Raw genomic sequence first — 25,608 nt, 5'->3', positions numbered from 1 at the left:
CCGCTGACAGGCGGTTCCGCCGTACCCGGGCGCGGCCCCGCGGGGCCCCGCCCGGCCCCGCCCTTCCCCCGCGCCCAGGGTCCCGCCCGGACCCCCGGGCGCGCCGGCGGCACCCGTACCGCGGAGGTGGGCGCGTGAGCCCCAAGGAGCCGCCCCGGCGACGGGTGCCCGGCCCGGCCCGACCGCGACCCGGCGACCGGGCCCGCGCGAACGCCCGACCGGCCTCGCGCCCCGCGACCCGGCGCCCCGTCGCCGCGGCGCGCGCGCCGCACATCATCCGGCTGGGCAGCCCCCGACCCCGGCTGCGGCTGGTCGGGGTGGGGCTGACCCTGGTGATGCTGGCCTTCGTCGTCCGGCTCCTCCAGGTGCAGGCCGTCGACGCCTCCTCGTACTCGGCGAAGGCGTCCGAGAACCGCTTCGCGAGCCACACCCTGGCCGCCGAGCGCGGGGAGATCACCGACCGCAAGGGCGTCGCCCTGGCGACGAGCGTGGACGCGTACGACATCACCGCGGACCCGAAGATGTTCACCCCGCAGGAGAGCAAGGCGCCCGACGCCCCCGAACAGGCCGCCGCGCTCCTCGCGCCCATCCTCGGCAAGGACGCCAAGGAACTCACCGCGCGCCTGAAGACCAAGAACACCCGCTACGTCGTCCTGGCCCGGCGGCAGACCCCCCAGGTCTGGAACCAGATCAAGGACCTCAAGAAGCTCTTCGCCGACAAGGCCGCCGCGGACAAGAAGAGCAACGGCCCCGGCGCCAACGTCATCGCCGGCGTGTTCAACGAGAACAGCAGCAAGCGCGTGTACCCGAACGGCACCCTCGCCGCCGGGATACTGGGTTACGTCAACGCCGAGGGCAAGGGCGGCGGCGGACTGGAGTCCTCCCTCGACAAGAAGCTGGCCGGCAAGGACGGCGAGCTCACCTACGCCCAGTCCGGTGGCCGTCGCGTGCCCACGGCGGGATCCAGCGAGAAGCCCGCCGTGCCCGGCGACGACATCGAGCTGACCATCGACCGCGACATCCAGTGGGCCGCGCAGAGCGCCATCACGGAACAGGTCGAGAAGTCCGCCGCCGACCGCGGCTACGTCATCGTCCAGGACACCCGCACCGGCGAGGTGTTGGCCATGGCCAATTCCCCCGGCTTCGACCCCAACGACCTGACCCGGGCCAGCTCCGCCGCCATGGGCAACGCCGCCCTCCAGGACGTGTACGAGCCCGGCTCCACGGCCAAGGTCATGTCGATGGCGGCGGTCCTGGAGGAGAAGAAGGCCACCCCCGCGACGCACGTCGAGGTACCCAACCGACTGCACCGCGGCGACCGCCTGTTCAAGGACGACATCGACCACCCCACCTGGTACCTGACCCTCAACGGGGTCCTCGCCAAGTCCTCGAACATCGGCACCATCCTGGCCACCGGCCAACTCGGCGCCACCCAGCCCGAGGCCAACAAGGTCCTGCACTCCTACCTGACCAAGTTCGGCATCGGAGCGCCCACCGGCCTGGGCTACCCCGGCGAATCGCGCGGCATCCTCGCCGAGCCCGGAGCCTGGTCCACCTCCCAGCAGTACACGATCCCGTTCGGCCAGGGCCTGTCCGTGAACGCGATGCAGGCGGCCTCCGTCTACTCGACCATCGCCAACGACGGCGTCCGGATCACCCCGACCCTGGTCCGCGGCACCAGGGGCCCCGACGGCCGCTTCACCCCGGCCCCGGCGCCCGAACGCACCCAGGTGGTCAGCAAGGCGACCGCCAAGACCCTCGCCGAGATGCTGGAGTCCGTGGTCGACGACCAGGAGGGCACCGGCACCAAGGCGCGGATCCCCGGCTACCGGGTCGGCGGCAAGACGGGCACCTCCAACCGGGTGGATCCGGCCACCGGCCGCTACAAGGGCTACACCGCCTCCTTCGCCGGGTTCGCCCCCGCCGACAACCCGCGGATCACCGTCTACTGCGCCATCCAGAACCCCACGAAGGGCAGTTACTTCGGCGGCCAGATCTGCGGCCCGATCTACAAGACGGTCATGGAGTTCGCCCTCAAGACCCTCCAGGTCGCTCCCTCCGGCACGGCACCCGCCGGACTCCCGGTGACCTTCGAGGGAGGCCCGCCGCCCGCCGCCCCGAACACGACGCAGCCCAGCCCGCAGCCCGGACCGTGAACCGGCCGACCAGCCAGAAAAGCGTGAGGCACCATCAGTGACAACGATCACCCCGAATGCCGGGAACCAGTCGCCCGAGGACGCCCCGGCCGGGCCCTCGCTTCGCGGGCGGGCCGCAGCGCCCGGTACGCTCACCGCCGTGCCCCACGCTGATCAGCCCAGAAACGCCCAGAAAGACGCCCCGGCAGCGCCGCCGGGAGCGCCCCGGCCCGTGTCCACCGGCCCCACCCCCCTGGGTGAGCTGGCCACGCTGCTGGGACTGCCTGAGCCAGGCGCCGCGCAGATCACCGGCATCACGCACGACTCCCGTGCCGTACGCCCCGGAGACCTGTACGCGGCCCTGCCCGGCGCCCGCCTGCACGGCGCGGACTTCTCCGCCCAGGCGGCCGCCCTCGGCGCCGCGGCCGTCCTGACCGACCCCGCGGGCGCCGAACGCGCCGCCGCGACGGGCCTGCCGGTCCTGACCGTGGCGGATCCGCGCGGCCGGATGGGCGAGGTCGCCGCCGCGATCTACGGACAACCCGGCGAAGGCCTGCTCCGGCTCGGCATCACCGGTACCTCCGGCAAGACCACCACCGCGTACCTCGTCGAGGGCGGGCTCCGCGCGGCGGGACGGACGACCGGGCTCATCGGCACCGTCGAGATGCGCGTCGGCGACGAACGCATCAAGTCCGAGCGCACCACCCCCGAGGCCACCGACCTCCAGGCGCTGTTCGCCGTCATGCGCGAACGCGGCGTCGAGGCCGTGGCGATGGAGGTCTCCAGCCACGCGCTGGTGCTCGGCCGGGTCGACGGCTGCGTCTTCGACGTCGCCGTCTTCAACAACCTGAGCCCGGAACACATGGAGTTCCACTCCGACATGGAGGACTACTTCCAGGCGAAGGCCCAGCTCTTCACCGAGCGCCGGGCCCGCCTCGGGGTGGTCAACGTCGACGACGAGTACGGCCGCCGGCTCGCCAAGGAGGCGCCGATCCCGGTCGTCACCTTCTCCGCGACGGGCGACCCCGCCGCCGACTGGCGCGCCGAGGACGTGGTCAGCGGTCACATGGACTCGACCCTGACCCTGGTCGGCCCCGCCGGTGAGCGGGTACGGGCCACCGCGCCGCTGCCGGGCCCCTTCAACGTCGCCAACACCGTCGCCGCGATCGTCACCCTCGCCGCGGCCGGCATCGACGCGCAGACCGCCGCCGACGGCGTCGCCGCGGTCCCCGGGGTGCCGGGCCGACTGGAGCGGGTCGACGCGGGCCAGGAGTACCTGGCCGTCGTCGACTACGCCCACAAGACCGACGCCGTCGAGTCCGTCCTGCGGGCCCTGCGCGAAGTCACCACCGGCCGACTGCACATCGTGCTCGGCTGCGGCGGCGACCGCGACACCACCAAGCGGGCCCCCATGGGCGCCGCGGCCGCCCGGTACGCCGACGTGGCCGTCCTGACCTCCGACAACCCGCGCTCCGAGGACCCCCTCGCGATCCTCGCCGCCATGTTCGCCGGCGCGGTGTCCGTGCCGCCCGAGGAGCGGGGCGCCGTCCTCGTCGACGCCGACCGGGCGGCGGCCATCGCCGCGGCCGTCGCGCGCGCCGAGCCCGGCGACACCGTCCTCGTCGCGGGCAAGGGCCACGAGCAGGGCCAGGACACCGCGGGCGTCGTACGGCCCTTCGACGACCGCGCCGTGCTCCGCGCGGCCATCGAGAACCAGCAGCGCAGCGCCCGACAGGCCGAGGTGAACCAGTGATCGCCCTTTCCCTCGCCGAGATCGCCGACATCACCGGCGGGCGGCCCCACGACATACCGGACCCCTCGGTGCGGATCGGCGGCCCCGTCGTCATCGACTCCCGCCAGGTCGAGCCCGGCAGCCTCTTCGCCGCCTTCGAGGGCGAGCAAGTCGACGGCCACGACTACGCCGAGCGCGCGGTCGCGGCCGGCGCCGCGGCCGTCCTCGCGGCCCGGCCCGTCGGTGTTCCGGCGATCGTCGTCGACGACGTGGAGAAGGCGCTCGGAGCCCTCGCCCGCGCCGTCGTCGGCCGCCTCGGCACCGATGTGGTGGCCCTGACCGGCTCGGCCGGCAAGACCTCCACCAAGGACCTCATCGCCCAGGTGCTCCAGCACCACGCGCCCACGGTGTGGACACCCGGCTCCCTGAACAACGAGATCGGCCTTCCGCTCACGGCGTTGAAGGCCACCGCGGAAACCCGCCACCTGGTCCTGGAGATGGGCGCGCGGGGCATCGGCCACATCGCGTACCTCACCGGTCTGACCCCGCCGCGCATCGGCCTCGTCCTGAACGTCGGAACCGCCCACATCGGCGAGTTCGGCGGCCGCGAGGCCATCGCGCAGGCCAAGGGGGAGCTGGTCGAGGCCCTGCCGGCCGCGCAGGACGGCGGAGTTGCCGTGCTGAACGCCGACGACCCCCTCGTCCGCGCCATGGAGAGCCGCACGAAGGCCCGTACGGTGTTCTTCGGCGAGGCCGAGGAGGCCGACGTACGGGCCACCGAGGTCCGGATGACGCCGGGGGGACAGCCCTCGTTCACACTCCACACCCCGACCGGGTGCAGCGATGTGACCTTGCGGCTGTACGGTGAGCACCACGTGTCGAACGCGCTCGCCGCGGCCGCCGTCGCCCATGTACTGGGCATGTCCGTCGAGGAGATCGCCACCGCGCTCTCCGGAGCGGGCACGCTGTCCCGGTGGCGGATGGAGGTCACCGAGCGTGCGGACGGCGTGACGATCGTCAACGACGCCTACAACGCGAACCCCGAATCCATGCGGGCCGCCCTGCGCGCACTCGCCGCGATGGGCGGCGGCGCCAAGGCCAACGGGGGACGTACGTGGGCAGTGCTCGGCCCCATGGCCGAACTCGGTGACGCGGCGTTGGCCGAGCACGACGCGGTGGGACGGCTTGCCGTCCGGCTCAACGTGAGCAAGCTCGTAGCAGTCGGGGGCAGGGAAGCGTCCTGGCTGCAACTGGGCGCATATAACGAGGGTTCGTGGGGTGAGGAGTCGGTGCTCGTGTCCGACGCGCAGGCGGCGGTCGACTTGTTGCGCAGTGAGTTGCGCCCGGGGGACGTCGTGCTGGTGAAGGCTTCCAGGTCGGTCGGCCTGGAGCGGGTCGCGCTGGCGTTGCTGGAGCGCGAGGGCGAGGTCGCCGGCCGATGAGGCAGATCCTTTTCGCCGGAGTCATCGGCCTTTTCCTCACCCTCGTGGGAACCCCGCTGCTGATCAAGCTGCTGGCCCGCAAGGGCTACGGCCAGTTCATCCGCGACGACGGCCCGCGCGGGCACGCCGGGAAGAAGGGCACGCCCACCATGGGCGGCATCTCCTTCATCCTGGCGACGCTCGTCGCGTACGCCCTGACCAAGGTGATCACCGGGAGCGAGCCGACCTTCTCGGGTCTGCTCGTCCTGTTCCTGATGGCGGGAATGGGCCTGGTCGGTTACCTCGACGACTACATCAAGATCGTCAAGCGACGCTCGCTCGGCCTGCGGGCCAAGGCGAAGATGTCCGGACAGCTGATCGTCGGCATCGCCTTCGCGGTGCTCGCGCTCCAGTTCAAGGACTCCCGCGGACTCGCCCCGGCCTCCATGAAGCTGTCGTTCGTCACGGACTTCGGCTGGTCGATCGGCCCGGTGCTGTTCGTGGTCTGGGCGCTGTTCATGATCCTGGCCATGTCCAACGGCGTGAACCTGACCGACGGTCTGGACGGCCTGGCCACCGGCGCCGCGGTGATGGTCTTCGGTGCCTACACCTTCATCGGCGTCTGGCAGTTCCAGGAGTCCTGCGCCAACGCGCAGACCCTGACCAACCCGAACGCCTGTTTCGAGGTCCGTGACCCGCTCGACCTGGCCGTCGTGGCGTCCGCCCTGATGGGTGCCTGCTTCGGCTTCCTGTGGTGGAACACCTCGCCCGCCAAGATCTTCATGGGCGACACCGGTTCCCTCGCCCTCGGCGGCGCGCTCGCGGGTCTGGCCATCTGCTCCCGCACGGAGTTCCTGATGGCGCTCCTCGGCGGCCTCTTCGTGCTCATCACGATGTCGGTCGTCATCCAGGTCGGCTCCTTCAAGATGACCGGCAAGCGGGTCTTCCGGATGGCGCCACTCCAACACCACTTCGAACTCAAGGGCTGGTCCGAAGTCCTCGTCGTGGTCCGGTTCTGGATCATCCAGGGCATGTGCGTGATCGTGGGTCTCGGTCTCTTCTACGCGGGATGGGCAGCCGAAAAGTGACCTCCTGGCACGGCAAGAACATCACCGTCGCCGGCCTCGGCGTGAGCGGCATCAGTGCCGCCCGCGCCCTGGCCGGCCTCGGCGCTTCGGTGACCGTCGTCGACGGCGGTGACAGCGAGGGCCACCGCGCCCGCGCGGCGGAGCTGGAGGCGGCGGGGATCGCCGTACGCCTCGGCGACGCCGAACGGCTGCCCGGCGGGACCGACCTGGTCGTCACCTCGCCCGGCTGGAAGCCCGACAGCCCGCTCTTCGCGGCCGCCGCCGAAGCCGGCGTCGACGTCGTCGGCGACGTGGAGATCGCCTGGCAGCTGCGCGGCGAGAACGCCGCCCCCTGGCTCGCCATCACCGGCACCAACGGCAAGACCACCACCACCCAGATGCTCGCGTCGATCCTGCGCGCCGCCGGTCTGCGGACCGCGGCCGTCGGCAACATCGGCACCCCGATCATCGACGTGGTGACCGGCGAGGAGACGTACGACGTCCTCGCCGTCGAACTCTCCAGCTACCAGCTGCACTGGGCGCCCTCCGTACGCGCCCACTCCGCGGCCGTCCTCAACCTGGCCCCCGACCACCTCGACTGGCACGGCTCCATGGAGGCGTACGCCGCCGACAAGGGCCGCGTCTACGAGGGCAACACCGTCGCCTGCGTCTACAACGTCGCCGACAAGGCCACCGAGGACCTCGTGGTCGAGGCCGACGTCGAAGAGGGCTGCCGGGCCATCGGCTTCACCCTCGGCGCCCCCGGCCCCTCCATGCTCGGCGTCGTCGACGGCATCCTCGTCGACCGCGCCTTCGTCGAGAACCGGCAGAAGAACGCCCAGGAACTCGCGCAGGTCGAGGACGTCAACCCGCCCGCGCCGCACAACATCGCCAACGCCCTCGCCGCCGCCGCCCTGGCCCGCGCCTTCGGCGTCGAGCCGCGCGCCGTGCGCGACGGACTGCGCGACTTCCGCCCCGACGCCCACCGCGTCGCGCACGTCGCCGAGGTCGCCGAGGTGACCTACATCGACGACTCCAAGGCCACCAACACCCACGCGGCGGAGGCCTCCCTGGCCGCCTTCGAACCCGTCGTGTGGATCGCCGGCGGCCTCGCCAAGGGCGCCACCTTCGACGAACTCGTCCAGAAGTCGGCCGAGCGTCTGCGCGCCGTGGTGCTGATCGGCGCCGACCGGGCGCTCATCGCCGACGCGCTGGCGCGACACGCCCCCGAGGTCCCGGTCACCGACCTCGACCGGACCGACACTGGGGCGATGCTCGCGGCGGTCCGGGAAGCCGCCCGGCTCGCCCGACCCGGCGACACGGTCCTGCTGGCGCCGGCCTGCGCCTCCATGGACATGTTCGCGAACTACAACAAGCGTGGGGACGCATTCGCCGACGCGGTGCGCGAACTGGCCGCCGAGAGCGCCTAGGTCGATCCAGGGCAGGTTTCCTCCCCGACCCGGCTGCTCGCCTCGCACGAGTGGAGGGGAAGATCACAGATGCCGGCCAAGCAGATGCTGCCGGGGAGGCGGCCGAGCGCCGTGAAGGCGAGGGGCCGGGCCCGTCCGGCGTCCGGCGCCGAGCGGCCCGCGGGACGCGGGCCGCTCGCCCGCGTCCGGCGTACGCAGGAGCAGTTGCGCAAAGCCTGGGACCGCCCCCTCACCGCGTACTACCTGATCCTCGGCAGCTCGCTGCTCATCACCGTGCTCGGCCTGGTGATGGTCTACTCGGCCTCGATGATCAAGGCGCTCCAGCTGGGCCTGGGCGACGCGTACTTCTTCAAGAAGCAGTTCCTGGCCGCCCTCATCGGCGCCGTCCTGATGCTGGCCGCCTCCCGGATGCCCGTACGGCTCCACCGGGCACTGTCCTATCCCGTACTCGCCGGGACGCTGTTCCTGATGGTCCTGGTCCAGGTCCCGGGGATAGGGGTGTCGATCAACGGCAACCAGAACTGGATCTCCCTCGGCGGTCCGTTCATGCTCCAGCCCAGTGAGTTCGGCAAGCTCGCACTCATCCTGTGGGGCGCCGACCTGCTGGCCCGCAAGGGCGACAAAGCGCTGCTGAGCCAGTGGAAGCACCTGCTGGTGCCGCTGGTCCCGGTCGCCTTCCTGCTGCTCGGACTGATCATGCTCGGCGGGGACATGGGCACCGCGATGATCCTCGGCGCCATCCTGTTCGGCCTGCTCTGGCTCGCCGGAGCGCCCACCCGGATGTTCGTCGGCGTCCTCGCGTTCGCGGGTGTGATCGTCGCACTCCTCATCAAGACCAGCCCGCACCGCATGGACCGGCTCTCCTGCCTCGGAGCGACGGAACCGGGCAAGAACGACCTTTGCTGGCAGGCCGTGCACGGCATCTACGCCCTCGCGTCCGGCGGATGGTTCGGATCCGGCCTGGGTGCCAGTGTGGAAAAATGGGGTCAACTGCCAGAAGCCCACACGGACTTCATCTTCGCCATCACGGGCGAGGAGCTGGGTCTGGCGGGGACGCTGTCGGTGCTCGCCCTCTTCGCGGCCCTAGGCTATGCGGGTATCCGCGTGGCCGGACGCACGGAGGACTCCTTCGTACGGTATGCCGCGGGAGGCGTGACCACCTGGATCACGGCCCAGGCCGTGATCAACATCGGTGCGGTGCTCGGTCTGCTGCCGATCGCCGGGGTCCCGCTCCCGCTGTTCTCCTACGGAGGTTCCGCCCTGCTGCCGACCATGTTCGCGGTCGGACTCCTCATCGCCTTCGCGCGGGAGGAACCGGCGGCGCGTGCGGCGCTCGCGATGCGGCAGCCGAGGTCCGGCCGGCAGCGGAGCGGGCCGATATGGAAGTCGATGAGACGGCGCGTCAAGAAGCGTCCGTCCGGAGAGCGGTGAATTTCGGTGCATGTCGTACTCGCCGGTGGGGGGACCGCCGGCCACATCGAGCCGGCGCTCGCCCTCGCGGACGCCCTGCGCAGGCAGGACCCGACCGTGGGCATCACCGCCCTCGGCACGGAGCGCGGACTCGAAACCCGCCTGGTCCCTGAGCGCGGTTACGAGCTGGGTCTCATCCCCGCCGTCCCGCTGCCCCGCAAGCCCACGCCCGAGCTGATCACCGTCCCCGGACGGCTGCGCGGCACCATCAAGGCGGCCGAGGAGATCCTCGTACGCACCAAGGCCGACTGCGTCGTGGGCTTCGGCGGCTACGTGGCGCTGCCCGGCTACCTCGCCGCCAAGCGGCTCGGGGTGCCGATCATCGTCCACGAGGCCAACGCCCGGCCCGGACTGGCCAACAAGATCGGCTCCCGGTACGCCCACGCCGTCGCCGTGTCCACCCCGGACAGCAAGCTGCGCGGTGCCCGCTACGTGGGCATCCCGCTGCGCCGGTCGATCTCGACCCTGGACCGGTCGGCCGTCCGCCCCGAGGCGCGCGCCGCCTTCGGCCTGGACCCCAACCTGCCGACCCTGCTGGTCTCCGGCGGCTCGCAGGGCGCCCGCCGGCTCAACGAGACCATCCAGCAGATCGCCCCGACCCTCCAGCGCTCCGGGATCCAGATCCTCCACGCGGTCGGACCGAAGAACGAACTGCCGCGTGTCGACAACATGCCCGGGATGCCGCCGTATGTGCCGGTACCGTACGTGGACCGGATGGACCTCGCGTACGCCGCCGCCGACATGATGCTGTGCCGCGCGGGCGCGATGACCGTCGCCGAACTCTCCGCCGTCGGACTGCCGGCCGCCTACGTACCGTTGCCCATCGGCAACGGCGAACAGCGGCTCAACGCCCAGCCGGTGGTCAAGGCCGGCGGTGGTCTCCTGGTGGACGACGCGGAGCTGACGCCCGAGTGGGTGCTCGGCCAGGTGCTGCCGGTGCTGTCCGACCCGCACCGCCTCTACGAGATGTCCCGCGCCGCCGCCGAGTTCGGCCGCCGGGACGCCGACGACCTGCTCGTCGGTCTGGTCCACGAGGCGATCGCCGCACGCAGAGCCCGCTGAGCGGGGGACGCACAGACCCAGGAGGCACAGGAGTGGCCGGAGCGACGACCGCGCAGCGTGGGGCCGCCCGCAAGGGCAGGGGCCCCGGTTCGCCCAAGCCCCCCAAGCCGCCCAGGTCGTCGAAGACGACCGGCCCGCGGGGCCCCGGTGGCGGACGTTCGCGCCGGGTCCCCGTCCTGGTCTCCCTCGCCGCCGCGGTGCTCCTCGCCGGCGGCGGCACCTGGGTGCTCTACGGATCCTCCTGGCTCCGCGTCGAGAAGGTCACGTCCTCCGGTACCGAGGTGCTCACCCCCGAGCAGGTCCTCGCCGCCGCGGCCGTGCCCGTCGGCGCACCCCTGGTGGGCATCGACACCGACGAGATCGCGGAGCGGGTGCGCACCAAGCTGCCCCGCATCGATTCGGTCGATGTGGCGCGCTCCTGGCCGCACGGAATCGGGCTGAAAGTGACGGAACGCAAACCCGTCCTGCTCATCAAGAAGGACGCGGAGTTCGTCGAAGTGGACGCATCGGGTGTGCGATTCGACACGGTCGCGAAACCTCCCGCGGGTGTTCCGGTTCTCGAATTGGACGCGGCGAGGTCCCCGAGCGCCCGTCGCTTCGACGAGCAGCGGCTCCTGAGCGAGGCGGTGGGCATCGCGGGAAGCCTTCCGAAGGCCGTCGCGGCGCAGACCGTGCAGGTCAAGGTGCGGTCGTACGATTCAGTCGTACTGGAGCTCACCAAGGGGCGCACGGTCGTGTGGGGGAGCGGCGAACTGGGTGAGGCGAAGGGCCGGGCGTTGACCGCCTTGCTCAAAGCCGCTCCCAAGGCTGTCCACTTCGACGTGAGCGTTCCCACCGCCCCGGCGGTGTCCGGGAGTTGACGTCGAGTCGAACAGCGAAGCACCCTGGTTGGCCACCGATACGGGTGATCACATAGGGTGAAAAGAAAAACGGGAGGTTCGGCGTGTTCGTTGAACACGCGCTACTTGTCGACTTAGTGTCCTGTTCGGAAGAGTCCAAGGAACAGACACACCCCTAACCCTAAACTTCAGGGTGAGGGTTCGGGTCGGCGCGTACGGACCGTCCCAATTTCGGCATCAGTCGTCGCAACGCAGGCCCGCGAGGCGGCGACACGTAACTCGAGGCGAGAGGCCTTCGACGTGGCAGCACCGCAGAACTACCTCGCAGTCATCAAGGTCATCGGTGTCGGCGGCGGTGGTGTCAATGCCATCAACCGAATGATCGAGGTCGGTCTCAAGGGCGTCGAGTTCATCGCCATCAACACGGACGCCCAGGCGCTGTTGATGAGCGACGCCGACGTCAAGCTCGACGTCGGCCGCGAACTCACCCGGGGCCTCGGCGCCGGAGCCAACCCGGCCGTCGGTCGCAAGGCGGCAGAGGACCACCGCGAGGAGATCGAGGAGGTCCTCAAGGGGGCCGACATGGTCTTCGTCACCGCCGGTGAGGGCGGCGGCACCGGCACCGGCGGCGCACCCGTCGTCGCCAACATCGCGCGCTCGCTGGGCGCCCTGACGATCGGTGTGGTCACCCGACCGTTCACCTTCGAGGGCCGGCGTCGCGCGAACCAGGCGGAGGACGGCATCGCCGAGCTCCGCGAAGAGGTCGACACCCTCATCGTCATCCCCAACGACCGCCTGCTGTCCATCTCGGACCGCCAGGTCAGCGTCCTCGACGCCTTCAAGTCGGCCGACCAGGTCCTCCTGTCGGGCGTCCAGGGCATCACCGATCTCATCACCACCCCGGGTCTGATCAACCTCGACTTCGCGGACGTCAAGTCCGTGATGTCCGAGGCGGGCTCGGCGCTCATGGGCATCGGCTCGGCCCGCGGCGACGACCGCGCGGTGGCCGCGGCCGAGATGGCGATCTCCTCGCCGCTGCTGGAGGCGTCCATCGACGGCGCCCGCGGCGTGCTGCTCTCCATCTCCGGCGGCTCGGACCTCGGTCTCTTCGAGATCAACGAGGCCGCGCAGCTGGTCAGCGAGGCCGCGCACCCCGAGGCGAACATCATCTTCGGCGCCGTCATCGACGACGCGCTCGGCGACGAGGTACGCGTCACCGTGATCGCCGCCGGCTTCGACGGCGGACAGCCCCCGGCCCGTCGGGACAACGTCATCGGTGCCGCGTCCACCAAGCGCGAGGAGCCGGCGCCCGCGCCGGTCCGTGCCCCCGAGCCGGTCCGGCCGGCCTTCGGCGGGCTCGGTACGGTCACCCCGCGTGAGGAGCCCCCGGCTCCGGTGGAGATCCCGGTCGAGGCCGCGCCGCCCGCGCCGCAGGTCCCGACGGCCCGGCCGTACCAGGACAGCCCGGCCGAGGAACTGGACGTCCCGGACTTCTTGAAGTGACCTTGGGGCAGCACAGCGAGAACGGCGCCCACTTCGCCTTCACCGACCGGTGGGGCGGAGTGAGCGCCGTTCCGTACGAGGAGCTCAATCTCGGCGGCGCGGTCGGAGACGACCCGGCCGCCGTTCGTGCGAACCGGGCCGGCACGGCGCGGACCCTGGGCATCGACCCGGACCTGGTGGTCTGGATGAACCAGGTCCACGGGCGGGACGTGGCCGTGGTCGACGGACCGTGGGGCGCCGGGCAACCGGTCCCCGCCGTCGACGCGGTGGTGACGGCGCGTCGGGGCCTGGCCCTGGCCGTGCTCACCGCCGACTGCACTCCGGTCCTGCTCGCCGACCCCGTCGCCGGGATCGCGGGCGCCGCCCACGCGGGGCGGCCCGGGCTGGTCGCGGGGGTGGTCCCCGCCGCCGTGGAGGCGATGGTGGCCCTCGGCGCCGACCCCGCGCGCATGGTCGCCCGTACGGGACCGGCCGTCTGCGGGCGTTGCTACGAAGTACCGGCCGAGATGCGGGAGGCCGTCGCCGAGGTGGCGCCCGCCGCGTGGGCCGAAACGAGCTGGGGGACGCCGGCCGTGGACGTGGTCGCCGGGGTGCACGCGCAACTGGTCGAGGCGGGGGTGGCTTCCGTTCACCGTTCCCCGGTCTGCACACTGGAGTCGCGGGACCACTTCTCGTACCGCCGTGACCGGGTGACCGGGCGGCTCGCCGGATATGTGTGGTTGGAACGGATTGATGACAGACCGTAAGTCGGAACTCGCGGAGAACCTCGCGCGGGTGGAGGAGCGCATCGCGTCCGCCTGCGCGGCCGCGGGCCGCGCCCGGGAGGACGTGACCCTCATCGTGGTCACCAAGACCTACCCCGCGAGCGACGTACGACTGCTGGCGGACCTGGGCATCCGTCATGTTGCGGAAAACCGCGACCAGGACGCCGCCCCCAAGGCCGCGGCCTGCGCGGATCTGCCGCTCGACTGGCACTTCGTCGGCCAGTTGCAGACGAACAAAGTCCGTTCCGTGGCGGGATACGCGCACGTGGTGCAGTCGGTCGACCGGCCGAAGCTCGTCACGGCGCTGTCGACGGCGGCCGAGGCCACCGGGCGCGAACTCGGCGTCCTGGTACAGATCGCCCTCGACGCCGAGTCGGGCGAACGGGGCACCCGGGGCGGCGCGGCCCCGGACCTGCTGCCGGAGTTGGCGGACCTCGTGGCGCGGGCGCCCGGACTGCGGATCGACGGTCTCATGACCGTGGCCCCCCTGTCCGGCACGTACGCGGGACGCGAACGGGCGGCCTTCGAGAGGCTGGTGGAATTGTCATCCCGCCTGCGCGAAGACCATCCGACTGCCACGATGGTGTCGGCCGGAATGAGTGCGGACCTGGAACAGGCGGTGCAGGCGGGTGCGACACATGTACGCGTCGGCACTGCGGTGCTCGGCGCGAGACCCCGGCTCGGGTAACGTCGCGAAGAAAGTCGGACCACAGCAGAAAATATGGTCATTTCCGCAGATGAGCGGACAGACCACGTGGATCGCGGGCAGTTGGTGACTTTGGTGACACAGCGACCTTGCTGACTGACACAGCGACACCTGCGACAGGGCGATCCACCACAGAGCGGAGGACTCGGAGAATGGCCGGCGCGATGCGCAAGATGGCGGTCTACCTCGGCCTCGTGGAGGACGACCGGTACGACAACCCGGGGTACGACCCCGATGACGAGTTCGAACCCGAGCCGGAGCCGGAGCGTCCGCGCGACCGCGACCATCGGCAGCAGCCTGTGCACCAACCGCCCGTAAGGGACGAACCGGTACGAGCCGTACAGCCTCCGGCGCAGCGGGAACCCCTCCCGATGCCGGTAGAAAGCGGACGTCCGGCGCGAATTGCCCCCGTGGCATCCATCACACCTGACCGAACCAACCTGGAGAAGAACGCCCCCGTGATCATGCCCAAGGTCGTCTCCGAGCGGGAGCCGTACCGCATCACGACGCTGCACCCCCGGACCTACAACGAGGCCCGTACCATCGGGGAACACTTCCGTGAGGGCACTCCGGTGATCATGAATCTCACGGAGATGGACGACACGGACGCGAAGCGTCTGGTCGACTTCGCCGCCGGCCTCGTGTTCGGTCTGCACGGCAGCATTGAACGCGTGACACAGAAGGTGTTCCTGCTGTCGCCTGCTAACGTCGATGTCACGGCGGAGGACAAGGCCCGCATTGCGGAGGGCGGGTTCTTCAACCAAAGCTAGACCGATCCGTCAGATACGGGACCGGGAACAGAGCGGAAGCAGGGGAGAGGGAAGCGCGGGATGGGCGTCGCACTGCAAGTGGTCTACATCGCGCTGATGTGCTTCCTCATCGTGCTGATCTTCCGACTGGTCATGGACTACGTGTTCCAGTTCGCACGTTCATGGACACCCGGCAAGGCGATGGTGGTCGTCCTGGAGGCCACCTACACTGTCACCGATCCACCGCTCAAGCTTCTTCGGCGTTTCATCCCGCCGTTGCGTCTCGGGGGCGTGGCACTCGACCTGTCCTTCTTCGTTCTGATGATCATCGTTTACATCCTCATCAGTTTCGTGAGCACCGCTGCGAGAAGCGTGTGAACGATGTGCTCCCCACACGCGCGGGGATGCTCCAGGTCTTGCCGACTGCCGACGACTACGTAGAGGTGAAGAAGACATGCCGCTGACTCCCGAGGACGTGCGGAACAAGCAGTTCACGACCGTCCGCCTGCGAGAAGGCTATGACGAGGACGAGGTCGATGCCTTCCTCGACGAGGTCGAGTCCGAACTGACGCGCCTGCTGCGCGAGAACGAGGACCTGCGCGCCAAGCTGGCCGCCGCCACGCGCGCCGCCGCGCAGAACCAGCAGAACCAGCAGCAGCAGGGGATGCGCAAGCCGGAACCCCAGGACCAGCGCGGCCCCGGCGCCCCCGTGCCCGCGGCCATATCCGGCCCGCCGCAGCAGCAGCAGCCGCAGATGGGCCCGCCGCAGCTTCCGGGCGGCCAGCCGCAGCTTCCCCCGGGCCCCGGTGGACACGGACAGCAGGGTCCGGGCCCGATGGGTGGCCCCATGCAGCAGCAGTCCATGGGCGGACAGCACCCCATGGCGCCGCAGCAGCAGCCCATGCAGCAGCAGATGCAGCAGCAGCAGATGCAGCAACAGCAGCAGCAGCAGCAGTCCATGGGCGGGCAGAACCAGCTCGGTCAGCCGATGGGCCAGCAGATGCAGCCGATGGGGCAGCAGATGCAGCCCATGGGCCAGCCGATGCACCAGCAGCAGCCGCAGCTTCCGCAGCAGGGCCCCGGTGGCGACAGCGCCGCCCGCGTCCTGTCGCTCGCGCAGCAGACCGCCGACCAGGCGATCGCGGAGGCCCGCTCCGAGGCCAACAAGATCGTCGGCGAGGCCCGTTCGCGCGCCGAGGGTCTGGAGCGCGACGCCCGTGCGAAGGCCGACGCGCTGGAGCGGGACGCGCAGGAGAAGCACCGCGTCGCGATGGGCTCCCTGGAGTCCGCCCGCGCCACGCTGGAGCGCAAGGTCGAGGACCTGCGGGGCTTCGAGCGTGAGTACCGCACGCGTCTGAAGTCGTACCTGGAGTCGCAGCTGCGCCAGCTGGAGACCCAGGCCGACGACTCCCTGGCTCCGCCGCGCGGGCCCGCCGGTCCGGCGCTGCCGCCGTCGCAGTCCCCGTCCATGGCTCCGGCCGGGGCGATGGGGCACTCGATGGGGAACCCGTCCATGGGCGGACCGTCCCCGATGGGCGGCCCCTCGCCGATGAGTGGCGGACCGTCCTACGGTGGCCAGCAGCAGATGTCCCCGGCGATGACCCAGCCGATGGCTCCGGTCCGGCCGGCGGCTCCGCAGCCGATGCAGGCGCCGTCTCCCATGCGGGGCTTTCTGATCGACGAGGACGACAACTAGGCGTTGTCGCCGCCCTCTTCGCTTCGGCGGGGTCGGCAGTTCCACGGGCCGGGCCCGGTTCCCCTGCGGGGGTGCCGGGCCCGGCCCGTTCCCGTACCCGGGGGTGGGTGCCGCTGCGCGGGGCATCTCCCCGCCCCGCCCTTCCTCCGTTCCCCGGGCTCCGCCCGGACCCCGTGCGCGTGCGGCGCCGTCGCCGGGGGCGCTGCCCCCGGACCCCCGCGCCTCAAACGCCGGCGGGGCTGGATCGGGGGCTGCCACCGACCCCGTGCCTCACGTGCCGGTGGGGCTGGATCGGGGCTGATTCGGCCCCGTGCCTCGCATGCCCGTGGGGCTGGATCGGGGCTGCCCCGGGCTGCCACCGGCCCCCGCGCCTCGTATGCCGGTGGGGCTGGGGTGTGGGCCCGCGCCTCGCATGCCGGTGGGGGCAGGGCGTGGGGGTGGGAATGGGGACGGCCCGCACCCCCTTGATGGGGTGCGGGCCGGGTGGGGTGGTGGGGGTCAGGCCTTGTGGAGGTGGAAGGTCAGGGACAGGGAGTCGTCCGTGAACGCCGGGCCGTGCTGGGGTTCGGCGTCGCCCCGGGCGAAGTCGGTGGCCAGGACCTCGTCGGCGATGAGGGCCGCGTGGTCGGTCAGAGCCGTGACGACCTCCTCGTCCGGGGAGGACCAGCGCAGGGCGATCCGGTCCGCGACGTCCAGCCCGGAGTTCTTGCGGGCCTCCTGGATCAGTCGGATCGCGTCACGGGCCAGGCCCGCGAGCCGCAGTTCCGGGGTGATCTCCAGGTCCAGGGCCACCGTGGCGCCGGAGTCGGAGGCCACCGACCAACCCTCGCGCGGGGTCTCGGTGATGATGACCTCCTCCGGGGTGAGGGCCACGGTCTCGCCGTTCACCTCGATCTCCGCGGAGCCGCCCCGCAGGGCCAGCGACAGCGCCGCCGCGTCGGCCGCGGCGACGGCCTTCGCGACGTCCTGCACGCCCTTGCCGAAGCGCTTGCCCAGGGCGCGGAAGTTGGCCTTCGCCGTCGTGTCCACCAGGGACCCGCCGACCTCCGAAAGGGAGGCCAGGGAGGAGACGTTCAGCTCCTCCGTGATCTGGGCGCGCAGCTCCGGGGACAGGGCGTCGAAGCCGACCGCTCCGACCAGCGCGCGCGAGAGCGGCTGACGGGTCTTGACGCCCGACTCCGCGCGGGTCGCCCGGCCCAGCTCGACGAGGCGGCGCACCAGCAGCATCTGCTGGGACAGGCCGCGGTCGATCGCCCCGGTGTCCGCGACCGGCCAGCTCGACAGGTGCACCGACTCCGGGGCCTCCGGGGTGACCGGGACGATCATGTCCTGCCAGACCCGCTCCGTGATGAACGGGGTCAGCGGGGCCATCAGCCGGGTCACCGTCTCGACCACGTCGTGCAGGGTGCGCAGCGCGGCCGCGTCGCCCTGCCAGAAGCGGCGGCGCGAGCGGCGGACGTACCAGTTCGACAGGTCGTCGACGAACGCGGACAGCAACTTGCCGGCGCGCTGGGTGTCGTACGCCTCCAACGCGTCCGTGACCTCGGCGGTCAGGGTGTGCAGCTCGGAGAGCAGCCAGCGGTCCAGGACCGTGCGGTCGGCCGGGGCCGGATCCGCGGCGGAGGGGGCCCAGTTGGAGGTGCGGGCGTACAGGGCCTGGAAGGCGACCGTGTTCCAGTAGGTGAGGAGCGTCTTGCGGACGACCTCCTGGATCGTGCCGTGGCCCACGCGCCGCGCCGCCCACGGCGAACCACCGGCGGCCATGAACCAGCGGACGGCGTCGGCGCCGTGCTGGTCCATCAGCGGGATCGGCTGGAGGATGTTGCCCAGGTGCTTGGACATCTTGCGGCCGTCCTCGGCGAGGATGTGGCCGAGGCAGACCACGTTCTCGTAGGACGACTTGTCGAAGACGAGGGTGCCGACCGCCATCATCGTGTAGAACCAGCCGCGCGTCTGGTCGATGGCCTCCGAGATGAACTGCGCCGGGTAGCGCTTCTCGAAGATCTCCTTGTTCTTGTACGGGTAGCCCCACTGCGCGAACGGCATGGAACCCGAGTCGTACCAGGCGTCGATGACCTCCGGCACGCGGACCGCTTCGAGCGAGCAGCCCTCGGCGGTGCAGGGGAAGGTGACGGCGTCGATGTACGGGCGGTGCGGGTCCAGCTGCGACTGGTCCGTGCCGGACAGCTCGCTCAGCTCGGCGCGCGAGCCGACACAGGTGAGGTGGTCATCCTCGCAGCGCCAGATCGGCAGCGGGGTGCCCCAGTAGCGGTTGCGGGACAGCGCCCAGTCGATGTTGTTGTTCAGCCAGTCGCCGAAGCGGCCCTGCTTGACGGAGTCCGGGAACCAGTTGGTCTTCTCGTTCTCCCGCAGCATCGCGTCCTTGACGGCGGTGGTGCGGACGTACCAGGAGGGCTGCGCGTAGTACAGCAGCGCGGTGTGGCAGCGCCAGCAGTGCGGGTAGCTGTGCTCGTAGGCGATGTGCTTGAAGAGCAGGCCGCGCGCGTCGAGGTCGGCGGTCAGCTTCTCGTCGGCCTTCTTGAAGAAGACGCCGCCGACGAGCGGGACCTCCTCCTCGAAGGTGCCGTCGGGACGGACCGGGTTCACGACCGGCAGGCCGTACGCGCGGCACACCGCGAGGTCGTCGGCGCCGAAGGCGGGGGACTGGTGGACCAGACCGGTGCCGTCCTCGGTCGTGACGTACTCGGCGTTCACGACGTAGTGGGCGGGCTCGGGGAACTCGATGAGGGAGAACGGACGCTCGTACGTCCAGCGCTCCATCTCCTTGCCCGTGAAGGACTGGCCGGTGGCCTCCCAGCCCTCGCCGAGGGACTTCTCCAGCAGCGGCTCGGCGACGAGGAGCTTCTGCTCGCCGTCCGTCGCGACGACGTACGTGACCTCGGGGTGGGCCGCGACCGCCGTGTTGGACACCAGGGTCCAGGGGGTCGTCGTCCACACCAGCAGCGCGGCCTCGCCGGCGAGGGGGCCCGAGGTCAGCGGGAAGCGGACGTAGACCGAGGGGTCGACGACGGTCTCGTAGCCCTGGGCCAGTTCGTGGTCGGACAGGCCGGTGCCGCAGCGCGGGCACCAGGGGGCGACGCGGTGGTCCTGGGTGAGGAGGCCCTTGTTGAAGATCTCCTTCAGCGACCACCACACGGACTCGACGTACTCGGGGTCCATGGTCCGGTAGGCGTCGTCCAGGTCGACCCAGTAGCCCATCCGGGTCGTGAGCTCGGCGAACGCGTCGGTGTGGCGGGTCACCGACTCGCGACACTTGTCGTTGAACTCGGCGATGCCGTACGCCTCGATGTCCTGCTTGCCGTTGAAGCCGAGTTCCTTCTCGACGGCGAGCTCGACGGGCAGGCCGTGGCAGTCCCAGCCGGCCTTGCGGGCGACGTGGTAGCCGCGCATGGTGCGGAACCGGGGGAAGACGTCCTTGAAGACGCGGGCCTCGATGTGGTGCGCGCCGGGCATGCCGTTCGCGGTGGGCGGGCCCTCGTAGAAGACCCACTCGGGGCGGCCCTCGGACTGCTCCAGGGTCTTGGCGAAGGTCTTGCTCTCGCGCCAGAAGTCGAGGACCGCGTGCTCAAGGGCAGGCAGGTCGACCTGGGCGGGTACCGGGCGGTATTGCGGCGGTGTGGTCATGAGGCTGAACTCTTCCTCCGGCGGGGTGTCACTTCCGTCCGGAGGGACGAGAGCGCTGACGGCTCCCGCGGTACCACCCTCCTTGGCCCCCGGACGTGCCGGTGGCCCCCTCATTGGGGTGCGAAGCCGGTTCTACGGGCCCTGGGGGCTTTCTTCCGGCGGCTCCGGGGTGATCCTTCGCATCGCGCTCGCCCCCGGGCTCTCACCGTCCCCGGGTCGCTCCTGGCTGCGTCCGACGCTACTCGTCCCCATCCATGCCTCTCGCTGCGCCCAGTGTACGGGCCGGTGCGGCGCCCGGACGACCGGTTTGGGCCGGTCGGCGGCGGGGCGCGGGGCGGCGGCGGTATGACCCGAATGGGCCGACGGGCCGGTGCGGGATCCACCGGGGCGGGCGGGGCGGATTACCGGGCGTCACGCTGGGCACAACGGATGCAGGTTGACCTCGATGGACGCGTGCCCCGTTGCCGTGGGGTCGGAGCCGAATTATCGTTCCGGCACGATTCACAAACAAGATCACAGTATGTGAAAAGGGGCCGCGGCCATGGTGGCGAAGAAGACGGCGACGCAGGAGGTGGCTGCTGTGCCAGGCTCCACGCCTGCCACCGAGCGGGCGGCTCCTGCCAAGAAGGCGACCGCGAAGAAGCCCCCGGCCGAGAAGTCGGCGGCGGCGGAACCTGCCGAGCCCGCCAAGGCGGCCAAGACCGCCAAGACCGCCAGGACCGCCAAAACGGCGAAGGCGGCCCGGTCCGCCGGGTCCCCGGCGGCGAAGCGCACCACGAGCAAGGCCACGGCCAAGACGGCCGCGGCCGAGGGGGCGGCCCCGGCCGCGCAGAAGACGGGAGCTCGGAAAGTGGTTGCCAAGAAGACTGCGGGTACGGCCAGGAAGACGGCCACGGCCGCCACCAGCGGACTCCCCAAGGCGCGGGCCACCGCGCCCCTGGCCCCCGAGGAGCTCGCCGTACGTCCCGGCGAGGACCCGTGGACGACCGGTGAGGTCGAGGAGGCCCGTACGGAGCTGCTGTCGGAGGTGCTGCGGCTGCGGGCCGAGCTGGAGGCCTCCGAGGTGGCGATCACCGGCCTGATGCGGGACTCGGGCGACGGCGCGGGCGACGATCAGGCCGACACCGGCACCAAGAACATCACCCGGGAGTCCGAGCTCGCCCTCGCGGCGAACGCCAGCTCGATGCTGGAGCAGACCGAGCGGGCCCTGGAACGTCTGGAGGCGGGCACGTACGGGCTCTGCGAGAACTGCGGGCAGCCGATCGGCAAGGCCAGGATGCAGGCCTTCCCGCGGGCCACCCTGTGCGTGGACTGCAAGCAGAAGCAGGAGCGGCGCCACTAGGGCGTCCCTTTCGGATCCCGGGCGCTCCCGCGGCCCGGGTCGTTTCGTCGTGGTCCCGGTCGGTGCCTCCGACGCGCGAGGAGCGGCTGACGCGCGAGGAGCGGCCCGGGCCGGGGCGCTCGCGCGCACCCTGACGTACTCTCGTGTACCAGTCAGGGTCCAGGCATCCGGCGCCGCGCGCCGGCCACCTGGTTCGCGCTAGTTCGAGGGACTCACGTGGCAGAGGCGGAGCGCATCATCGGTACGCCGGAGGTCGGGGACGGCGCCGAGCCGCAGGCGGAGCCGGACGCGCCCAAGGGGCACCGGCGGATCGTCGCGCTGCTCGTCGTGGCGCTGCTGGCGTACCTGCTCGACCTCGGCAGCAAGATGCTGGTCGTGGCGAAGCTGGAGCACCAGCCGCCGATCGACATCGTCGGCGACCTGCTGCGGTTCGAGGCGATCCGCAACCCCGGAGCGGCCTTCGGCTTCGGCGAGGCCTTCACCATCATCTTCACCTGCATCGCGGCGGGCGTGATCGTCGTGATCGTGCGGCTGGCGCGCAAGCTCTACAGCCTGCCGTGGGCGATCGCGCTGGGCCTGCTGCTCGGTGGCGCGCTGGGCAACCTCACCGACCGGATCTTCCGTTCGCCGGGCGTGTTCCGCGGTGCGGTCGTCGACTTCATCGCCCCCGCGCACTTCGCGGTCTTCAACCTCGCGGACTCGGCGATCGTGTGCGGCGGCATCCTCATCGTCCTGCTCTCGTTCCGGGGCCTGGACCCGGACGGCACCGTCCACAAGGACTGATCGCGGGGCGCTCGCGGGAATCGCCGTCTGCCGAGTCCTGCATACTCGACAGGTGAGTACGATTCCCGAGATCCGCACCCTGCCCGTTCCCGATGGCCTCGAAGGCGAGCGCGTGGACGCCGCCATCGCCCGTATGTTCGGTTTTTCCCGGACGAAGGCGGCCGAACTGGCGTCCGAGGGGAAGGTGTCGGTCGACGGCAGCGTCGTCGGGAAGTCCGAACGCGTGCACGGTGGCGCCTGGCTCGAAGTCGAGATGCCCGCACCCCCGCGTCCGGTCGAGCTCGTGGCCGAGCCGGTCCCCGGCATGGAGATCGTCCACGACGACGACGACATCGTGGTCATCATGAAGCCGGTGGGCGTCGCCGCCCACCCGAGCCCCGGCTGGACGGGCACCACCGTCATCGGCGGCCTCGCCGCCGCCGGCTACCGGATCTCCACCTCCGGCGCCGCCGAGCGCCAGGGCATCGTGCACCGCCTCGACGTCGGCACTTCCGGCCTGATGGCCGTCGCCAAGTCCGAGCGCGCGTACACCTCCCTCAAGAACCAGTTCCGCGAGCGCGTCGTGGACAAGCGCTACCACGCGCTGGTGCAGGGACACCCGGACCCGATGAGCGGCACCATCGACGCCCCCATCGGCCGGCACCCGAACGCCGACTACAAGTGGGCCGTGACGCAGGAGGGCAAGCCCTCCGTCACCCACTACGACCTGATCGAGGCCTTCCGCGCGGCCTCGCTGCTGGACATCAAGCTGGAGACCGGGCGCACGCACCAGATCCGCGTGCACATGTCCGCGCACCGGCACCCCTGCGTCGGCGACCTGACCTACGGGGCCGACCCGACCGTCGCCAAGCGGCTGGGGCTGACCCGCCAGTGGCTGCACGCGGTCCGCCTCGGCTTCGAGCACCCCTCCGACGGCCAGTGGGTGGAGTTCGAGAGCGGCTACCCGGCGGACCTGCGGCACGCCCTGGATGTGATCCGGGCCGAGAGCCAGTGACGGCCCCCGCCGTCACCGTCCGGGTCGCGTCCTGCGACGCCGACCTGGCCGCCTGCTACGCCGTGCGGACCGAGGTGTTCGTCGTCGAGCAGTCGGTGCCCGAGTCCATCGAGTACGACGCCTACGACGCGATCGCCCTGCACGTACTGGCCACCGGGCCGGACGGCGAGCCGCTCGGCACCGGCCGGTTGCTGTACGGGCCCGGGGCGCTGGGCAAGACGGGCTCCCCGGAGGTCGGCTCCCTCGGGCGGCTGGCCGTCACCAAGTCCGCGCGCGGACTGGGCGTCGGGGTGGCGCTGGTCCGCGCGATCGAGGCGGAGGCGGTGCGGCTCGGGCTGGCCGCCGTCGATCTGGGCGCGCAGACGCATGCGCTCGGCTTCTACGAGCGGCTCGGGTACGTGGCCTACGGGCCGGAGTTCCTCGACGCGGACATCGCGCACCGTGCCATGCGCAGGGCCCTGGCCGGGCGGTGAGCCGGGGAGGGTGCCGCTGATCCCCTGATCCCCTGATCCCCTGATCCCCTGATCCCCTGGGGCCTCGGCCCCTGCACCGTTGGTGCGTGCGGCGCCGTTGCCGGGGTCGGCGGGCCGGGTTCGGGCGCCCGCGGGGCGACACGGGGTGTGGCTGCTTCGGTCGGCCGGGTGGGCCGGCAGGGTGGGGGAGTGGATCAGCTCGCCCTGTTGTTCGTCATGCTGCTCGGAGCCGTCGTCACCGTACCGCTCGGGGACCGGCTCGGGCTGCCCTCGCCGGTACTGATGACCCTCGGCGGGATCGTGCTGGCGCTGGTACCCGCCGTGCCGAACGTGGACATCCCGCCCGACTACATCCTGCCGTTGGTGCTGCCTCCGCTGCTGTACGCCTCGGTGCAGCGGACCTCCTGGCGGCAGTTCACCGCCAACGTCCGGCCGATCCTGCTGCTGGCCGTCGCCCTGGTGTTCGTGACCACCGCCGCCGTCGCCGCCGTGGCGCACGCCGTCATCCCGGCCCTGCCGATTGCGGCCGCCGTCGCGCTCGGCGCGCTGGTCGCCCCGCCCGACCCGGTCGCGGCCACCGCCGTCGCCGGCTCGCTCGGGCTGCCGCGCCGCATGGTGTCCGTCCTGGAGGGCGAGGGGCTGTTCAACGACGTCACCGCCATCGTGCTCTACCACGTGGCCGTCGCCGCCGTCGTGAGCGGCAGCTTCTCCTGGCCCGAGGCCCTCGGCGAGTTCGTGCTGTCCGCCGTGGTCGCCCTGGCGGTGGGGCTCGCCCTCGGCTGGGCCACCCAGCGGCTCATGGGCCGGCTCGACGACGCCACGCTCCAGATCGGGCTGACGCTGCTGGTGCCCTTCGTGTCGTACGTCGTCGCCGAGGAAATGCGGGGTTCCGGTGTGCTGGCCGTACTGACGACGGCGTTGTTCCTCGCCGAGTACGCCTCCGACGCCGACGACGTCCTGGGGCGACTCGCCGGGCACACGTTCTGGGAAGTCGTCGACATGCTGGTCACCGGGGTGGCGTTCGGGCTGATCGGCCTGGAACTGCACAACGTCTTCAGCGTCGCCAAGGGCCGCGTCTGGGAGATGGCGGGTTGGGCGATCGTGGTGATCGCGGTCGTGGTCGGAGTCCGGCTGATCTGGCTGCTGCCGGCCGGTTGGTTGGCGCGCAAGCTCCACCGGCGCCGCGACTACGACGAGGAGATCCCGGTCAGCTGGCGCGAGAGCGTGGTCATGTGGTGGGCCGGGATGCGCGGGGTGGCCTCGGTGGCCCTGGCCCTCGCCATCCCGCTGAAGACCGAGGCCGGTGAGCCCTTCCCCGGACGGGACGAGATCGTCTTCATCGCCTTCGCGGTGATCATGGTGACCCTGGTCTGCCAGGGCTTGACCCTGCCCTGGCTGGTGCGGCGGCTGGGCGTGGAGGCGGACGTGGACGCCGAGCGGGAGACCGAACGGCAACTCGCGGTCCGCGCCGCGAAGGCCGCCAAGCGGCGGCTGAAGGAGATCGAGGAGGTCGAGGACCTGCCCGACGACCTGGTGGAGACGCTGTACCGGCGGGCCTACGACGTCGGGGCCAGGATCAGCCCCGACATGGTCGACGAGGAACGGCGCGAGGCCTACGCCCAGCGGGTCGAACGCATCCGGCACATCCAGCGGATCCAGCGGGAGATGATGTCCGCCGCCCGTCACGAGGTGCTGGCCGCCCGCAGCGAACCCGGCTCCGACCCCGAGATCGTGGACCGGGTCCTGCGCCACCTCGACGTACGCAGCCTGCGCAGCCCGTAGCACCGCCCGGGCGCG

20 protein-coding genes are annotated in these 25,608 nt (G+C 71.3%); 19 read left to right on the top strand and 1 reads right to left on the bottom strand.

Annotation, left to right across the window (positions count from 1 at the left end; genetic code table 11):
* The first annotated feature begins 134 nt into the window (after positions 1–134).
* The 14 genes from ACFY0I_RS26445 (at position 135) to ACFY0I_RS26380 (ending at position 16,574) form a co-directional block, all read left to right on the top strand.
* Entirely contained in the window at positions 135–2,156 is a 2,022-nt protein-coding gene (locus ACFY0I_RS26445; RefSeq protein WP_388900536.1) for a peptidoglycan D,D-transpeptidase FtsI family protein, read from the top strand.
* A gap of 37 nt (positions 2,157–2,193) precedes the next feature.
* Positions 2,194–3,888 (top strand): UDP-N-acetylmuramoyl-L-alanyl-D-glutamate--2,6-diaminopimelate ligase, encoded by a 1,695-nt coding sequence (locus tag ACFY0I_RS26440; RefSeq protein WP_388900533.1) that lies wholly within the window; start codon positions 2,194–2,196, stop codon positions 3,886–3,888.
* Positions 3,885–5,309: a UDP-N-acetylmuramoyl-tripeptide--D-alanyl-D-alanine ligase gene (gene murF / locus ACFY0I_RS26435; RefSeq protein ID WP_388900530.1), complete on the top strand. Its 1,425-nt coding sequence runs from the start codon at positions 3,885–3,887 to the stop codon at positions 5,307–5,309. The genes ACFY0I_RS26440 and murF overlap by 4 nt, the downstream gene beginning before the upstream one ends.
* Complete coding sequence (mraY, locus tag ACFY0I_RS26430; RefSeq protein ID WP_281206008.1) at positions 5,306–6,376, top strand: phospho-N-acetylmuramoyl-pentapeptide-transferase; 1,071 nt, start codon at positions 5,306–5,308, stop codon at positions 6,374–6,376. Before murF ends, mraY begins: the two co-directional genes overlap by 4 nt.
* Complete coding sequence (gene murD / locus ACFY0I_RS26425) at positions 6,358–7,785, top strand: UDP-N-acetylmuramoyl-L-alanine--D-glutamate ligase (RefSeq protein ID WP_388900527.1); 1,428 nt, start codon at positions 6,358–6,360, stop codon at positions 7,783–7,785. Before mraY ends, murD begins: the two co-directional genes overlap by 19 nt.
* 69 nt (positions 7,786–7,854) lie before the next feature.
* Entirely contained in the window at positions 7,855–9,216 is a 1,362-nt protein-coding gene (gene ftsW, locus ACFY0I_RS26420) for a putative lipid II flippase FtsW (protein ID WP_388900525.1), read from the top strand.
* 6 nt (positions 9,217–9,222) lie between these two features.
* Positions 9,223–10,317 (top strand): undecaprenyldiphospho-muramoylpentapeptide beta-N-acetylglucosaminyltransferase, encoded by a 1,095-nt coding sequence (gene murG, locus ACFY0I_RS26415; RefSeq protein WP_281206005.1) that lies wholly within the window; start codon positions 9,223–9,225, stop codon positions 10,315–10,317.
* 32 nt (positions 10,318–10,349) lie between these two features.
* Positions 10,350–11,177, top strand: a complete 828-nt coding sequence (locus ACFY0I_RS26410) for a cell division protein FtsQ/DivIB (RefSeq protein WP_388900522.1) — start codon at positions 10,350–10,352, stop codon at positions 11,175–11,177.
* Positions 11,178–11,456: 279 nt separating this feature from the next.
* Positions 11,457–12,659: a cell division protein FtsZ gene (gene ftsZ / locus ACFY0I_RS26405; RefSeq protein ID WP_388900520.1), complete on the top strand. Its 1,203-nt coding sequence runs from the start codon at positions 11,457–11,459 to the stop codon at positions 12,657–12,659.
* Positions 12,656–13,405, top strand: a complete 750-nt coding sequence (pgeF, locus tag ACFY0I_RS26400) for a peptidoglycan editing factor PgeF (RefSeq protein ID WP_388900517.1) — start codon at positions 12,656–12,658, stop codon at positions 13,403–13,405. Before ftsZ ends, pgeF begins: the two co-directional genes overlap by 4 nt.
* Entirely contained in the window at positions 13,392–14,111 is a 720-nt protein-coding gene (locus tag ACFY0I_RS26395; RefSeq protein WP_388900514.1) for a YggS family pyridoxal phosphate-dependent enzyme, read from the top strand. The genes pgeF and ACFY0I_RS26395 overlap by 14 nt, the downstream gene beginning before the upstream one ends.
* A 170-nt stretch (positions 14,112–14,281) precedes the next feature.
* A complete protein-coding gene (locus ACFY0I_RS26390) occupies positions 14,282–14,899 on the top strand; it encodes a cell division protein SepF (protein WP_281206000.1) in 618 nt (205 codons plus the stop codon).
* 60 nt (positions 14,900–14,959) lie between these two features.
* Complete coding sequence (locus tag ACFY0I_RS26385) at positions 14,960–15,256, top strand: YggT family protein (protein ID WP_030155988.1); 297 nt, start codon at positions 14,960–14,962, stop codon at positions 15,254–15,256.
* A 76-nt stretch (positions 15,257–15,332) separates the two neighbouring features.
* Positions 15,333–16,574, top strand: coding sequence for a DivIVA domain-containing protein (locus tag ACFY0I_RS26380; protein ID WP_388900511.1), 1,242 nt, complete (start codon positions 15,333–15,335; stop codon positions 16,572–16,574).
* A 498-nt stretch (positions 16,575–17,072) separates the two neighbouring features.
* On the opposite strand, the gene ileS is transcribed toward ACFY0I_RS26380, so the two are convergent.
* Complete coding sequence (gene ileS / locus ACFY0I_RS26375) at positions 17,073–20,219, bottom strand: isoleucine--tRNA ligase (protein WP_388900508.1); 3,147 nt, start codon at positions 20,217–20,219, stop codon at positions 17,073–17,075.
* Between the two features lie 541 nt (positions 20,220–20,760).
* Here ileS and ACFY0I_RS26370 point away from each other — a divergent pair.
* From ACFY0I_RS26370 to ACFY0I_RS26350, 5 genes are all read left to right on the top strand, one after another.
* Positions 20,761–21,561, top strand: coding sequence for a TraR/DksA family transcriptional regulator (locus tag ACFY0I_RS26370; RefSeq protein WP_388900506.1), 801 nt, complete (start codon positions 20,761–20,763; stop codon positions 21,559–21,561).
* Between the two features lie 216 nt (positions 21,562–21,777).
* Positions 21,778–22,344: a signal peptidase II gene (gene lspA / locus ACFY0I_RS26365; RefSeq protein ID WP_388900503.1), complete on the top strand. Its 567-nt coding sequence runs from the start codon at positions 21,778–21,780 to the stop codon at positions 22,342–22,344.
* Between the two features lie 52 nt (positions 22,345–22,396).
* Positions 22,397–23,338 carry an RluA family pseudouridine synthase gene (locus ACFY0I_RS26360; RefSeq protein ID WP_281205993.1) on the top strand — a complete coding sequence of 314 codons (942 nt, stop codon included), beginning with the start codon at positions 22,397–22,399 and terminating at the stop codon, positions 23,336–23,338.
* On the top strand, positions 23,335–23,811 hold the full coding sequence (locus ACFY0I_RS26355; protein ID WP_388900500.1) for a GNAT family N-acetyltransferase: 477 nt from the start codon (positions 23,335–23,337) through the stop codon (positions 23,809–23,811). Before ACFY0I_RS26360 ends, ACFY0I_RS26355 begins: the two co-directional genes overlap by 4 nt.
* A 189-nt stretch (positions 23,812–24,000) precedes the next feature.
* On the top strand, positions 24,001–25,593 hold the full coding sequence (locus tag ACFY0I_RS26350; RefSeq protein WP_388900497.1) for a Na+/H+ antiporter: 1,593 nt from the start codon (positions 24,001–24,003) through the stop codon (positions 25,591–25,593).
* The last annotated feature ends 15 nt before the right edge of the window (positions 25,594–25,608 follow it).

The sequence above is a fragment of the Streptomyces sp. NPDC001568 genome (assembly GCF_042893755.1).
Classification (GTDB): domain Bacteria; phylum Actinomycetota; class Actinomycetes; order Streptomycetales; family Streptomycetaceae; genus Streptomyces.
This window is presented reverse-complemented; position numbering and strand designations above follow the sequence as displayed.

What these genes read in the sequence shown, in the direction of transcription:
- mraY (WP_281206008.1), top strand. Translation starts at nt 5,306, where the DNA reads ATGAGGCAGATCCTTTTCGCCGGAGTCATCGGCCTTTTCCTCACCCTC.
- murD (WP_388900527.1), top strand. Translation starts at nt 6,358, where the DNA reads ATGGGCAGCCGAAAAGTGACCTCCTGGCACGGCAAGAACATCACCGTC.
- ftsW (WP_388900525.1), top strand. Translation starts at nt 7,855, where the DNA reads ATGCCGGCCAAGCAGATGCTGCCGGGGAGGCGGCCGAGCGCCGTGAAG.
- ACFY0I_RS26395 (WP_388900514.1), top strand. Translation starts at nt 13,392, where the DNA reads ATGACAGACCGTAAGTCGGAACTCGCGGAGAACCTCGCGCGGGTGGAG.
- ACFY0I_RS26390 (WP_281206000.1), top strand. Translation starts at nt 14,282, where the DNA reads ATGGCCGGCGCGATGCGCAAGATGGCGGTCTACCTCGGCCTCGTGGAG.
- ACFY0I_RS26385 (WP_030155988.1), top strand. Translation starts at nt 14,960, where the DNA reads ATGGGCGTCGCACTGCAAGTGGTCTACATCGCGCTGATGTGCTTCCTC.
- ACFY0I_RS26380 (WP_388900511.1), top strand. Translation starts at nt 15,333, where the DNA reads ATGCCGCTGACTCCCGAGGACGTGCGGAACAAGCAGTTCACGACCGTC.
- ileS (WP_388900508.1), bottom strand. Translation starts at nt 20,219, where the DNA reads ATGACCACACCGCCGCAATACCGCCCGGTACCCGCCCAGGTCGACCTG.
- ACFY0I_RS26370 (WP_388900506.1), top strand. Translation starts at nt 20,761, where the DNA reads ATGGTGGCGAAGAAGACGGCGACGCAGGAGGTGGCTGCTGTGCCAGGC.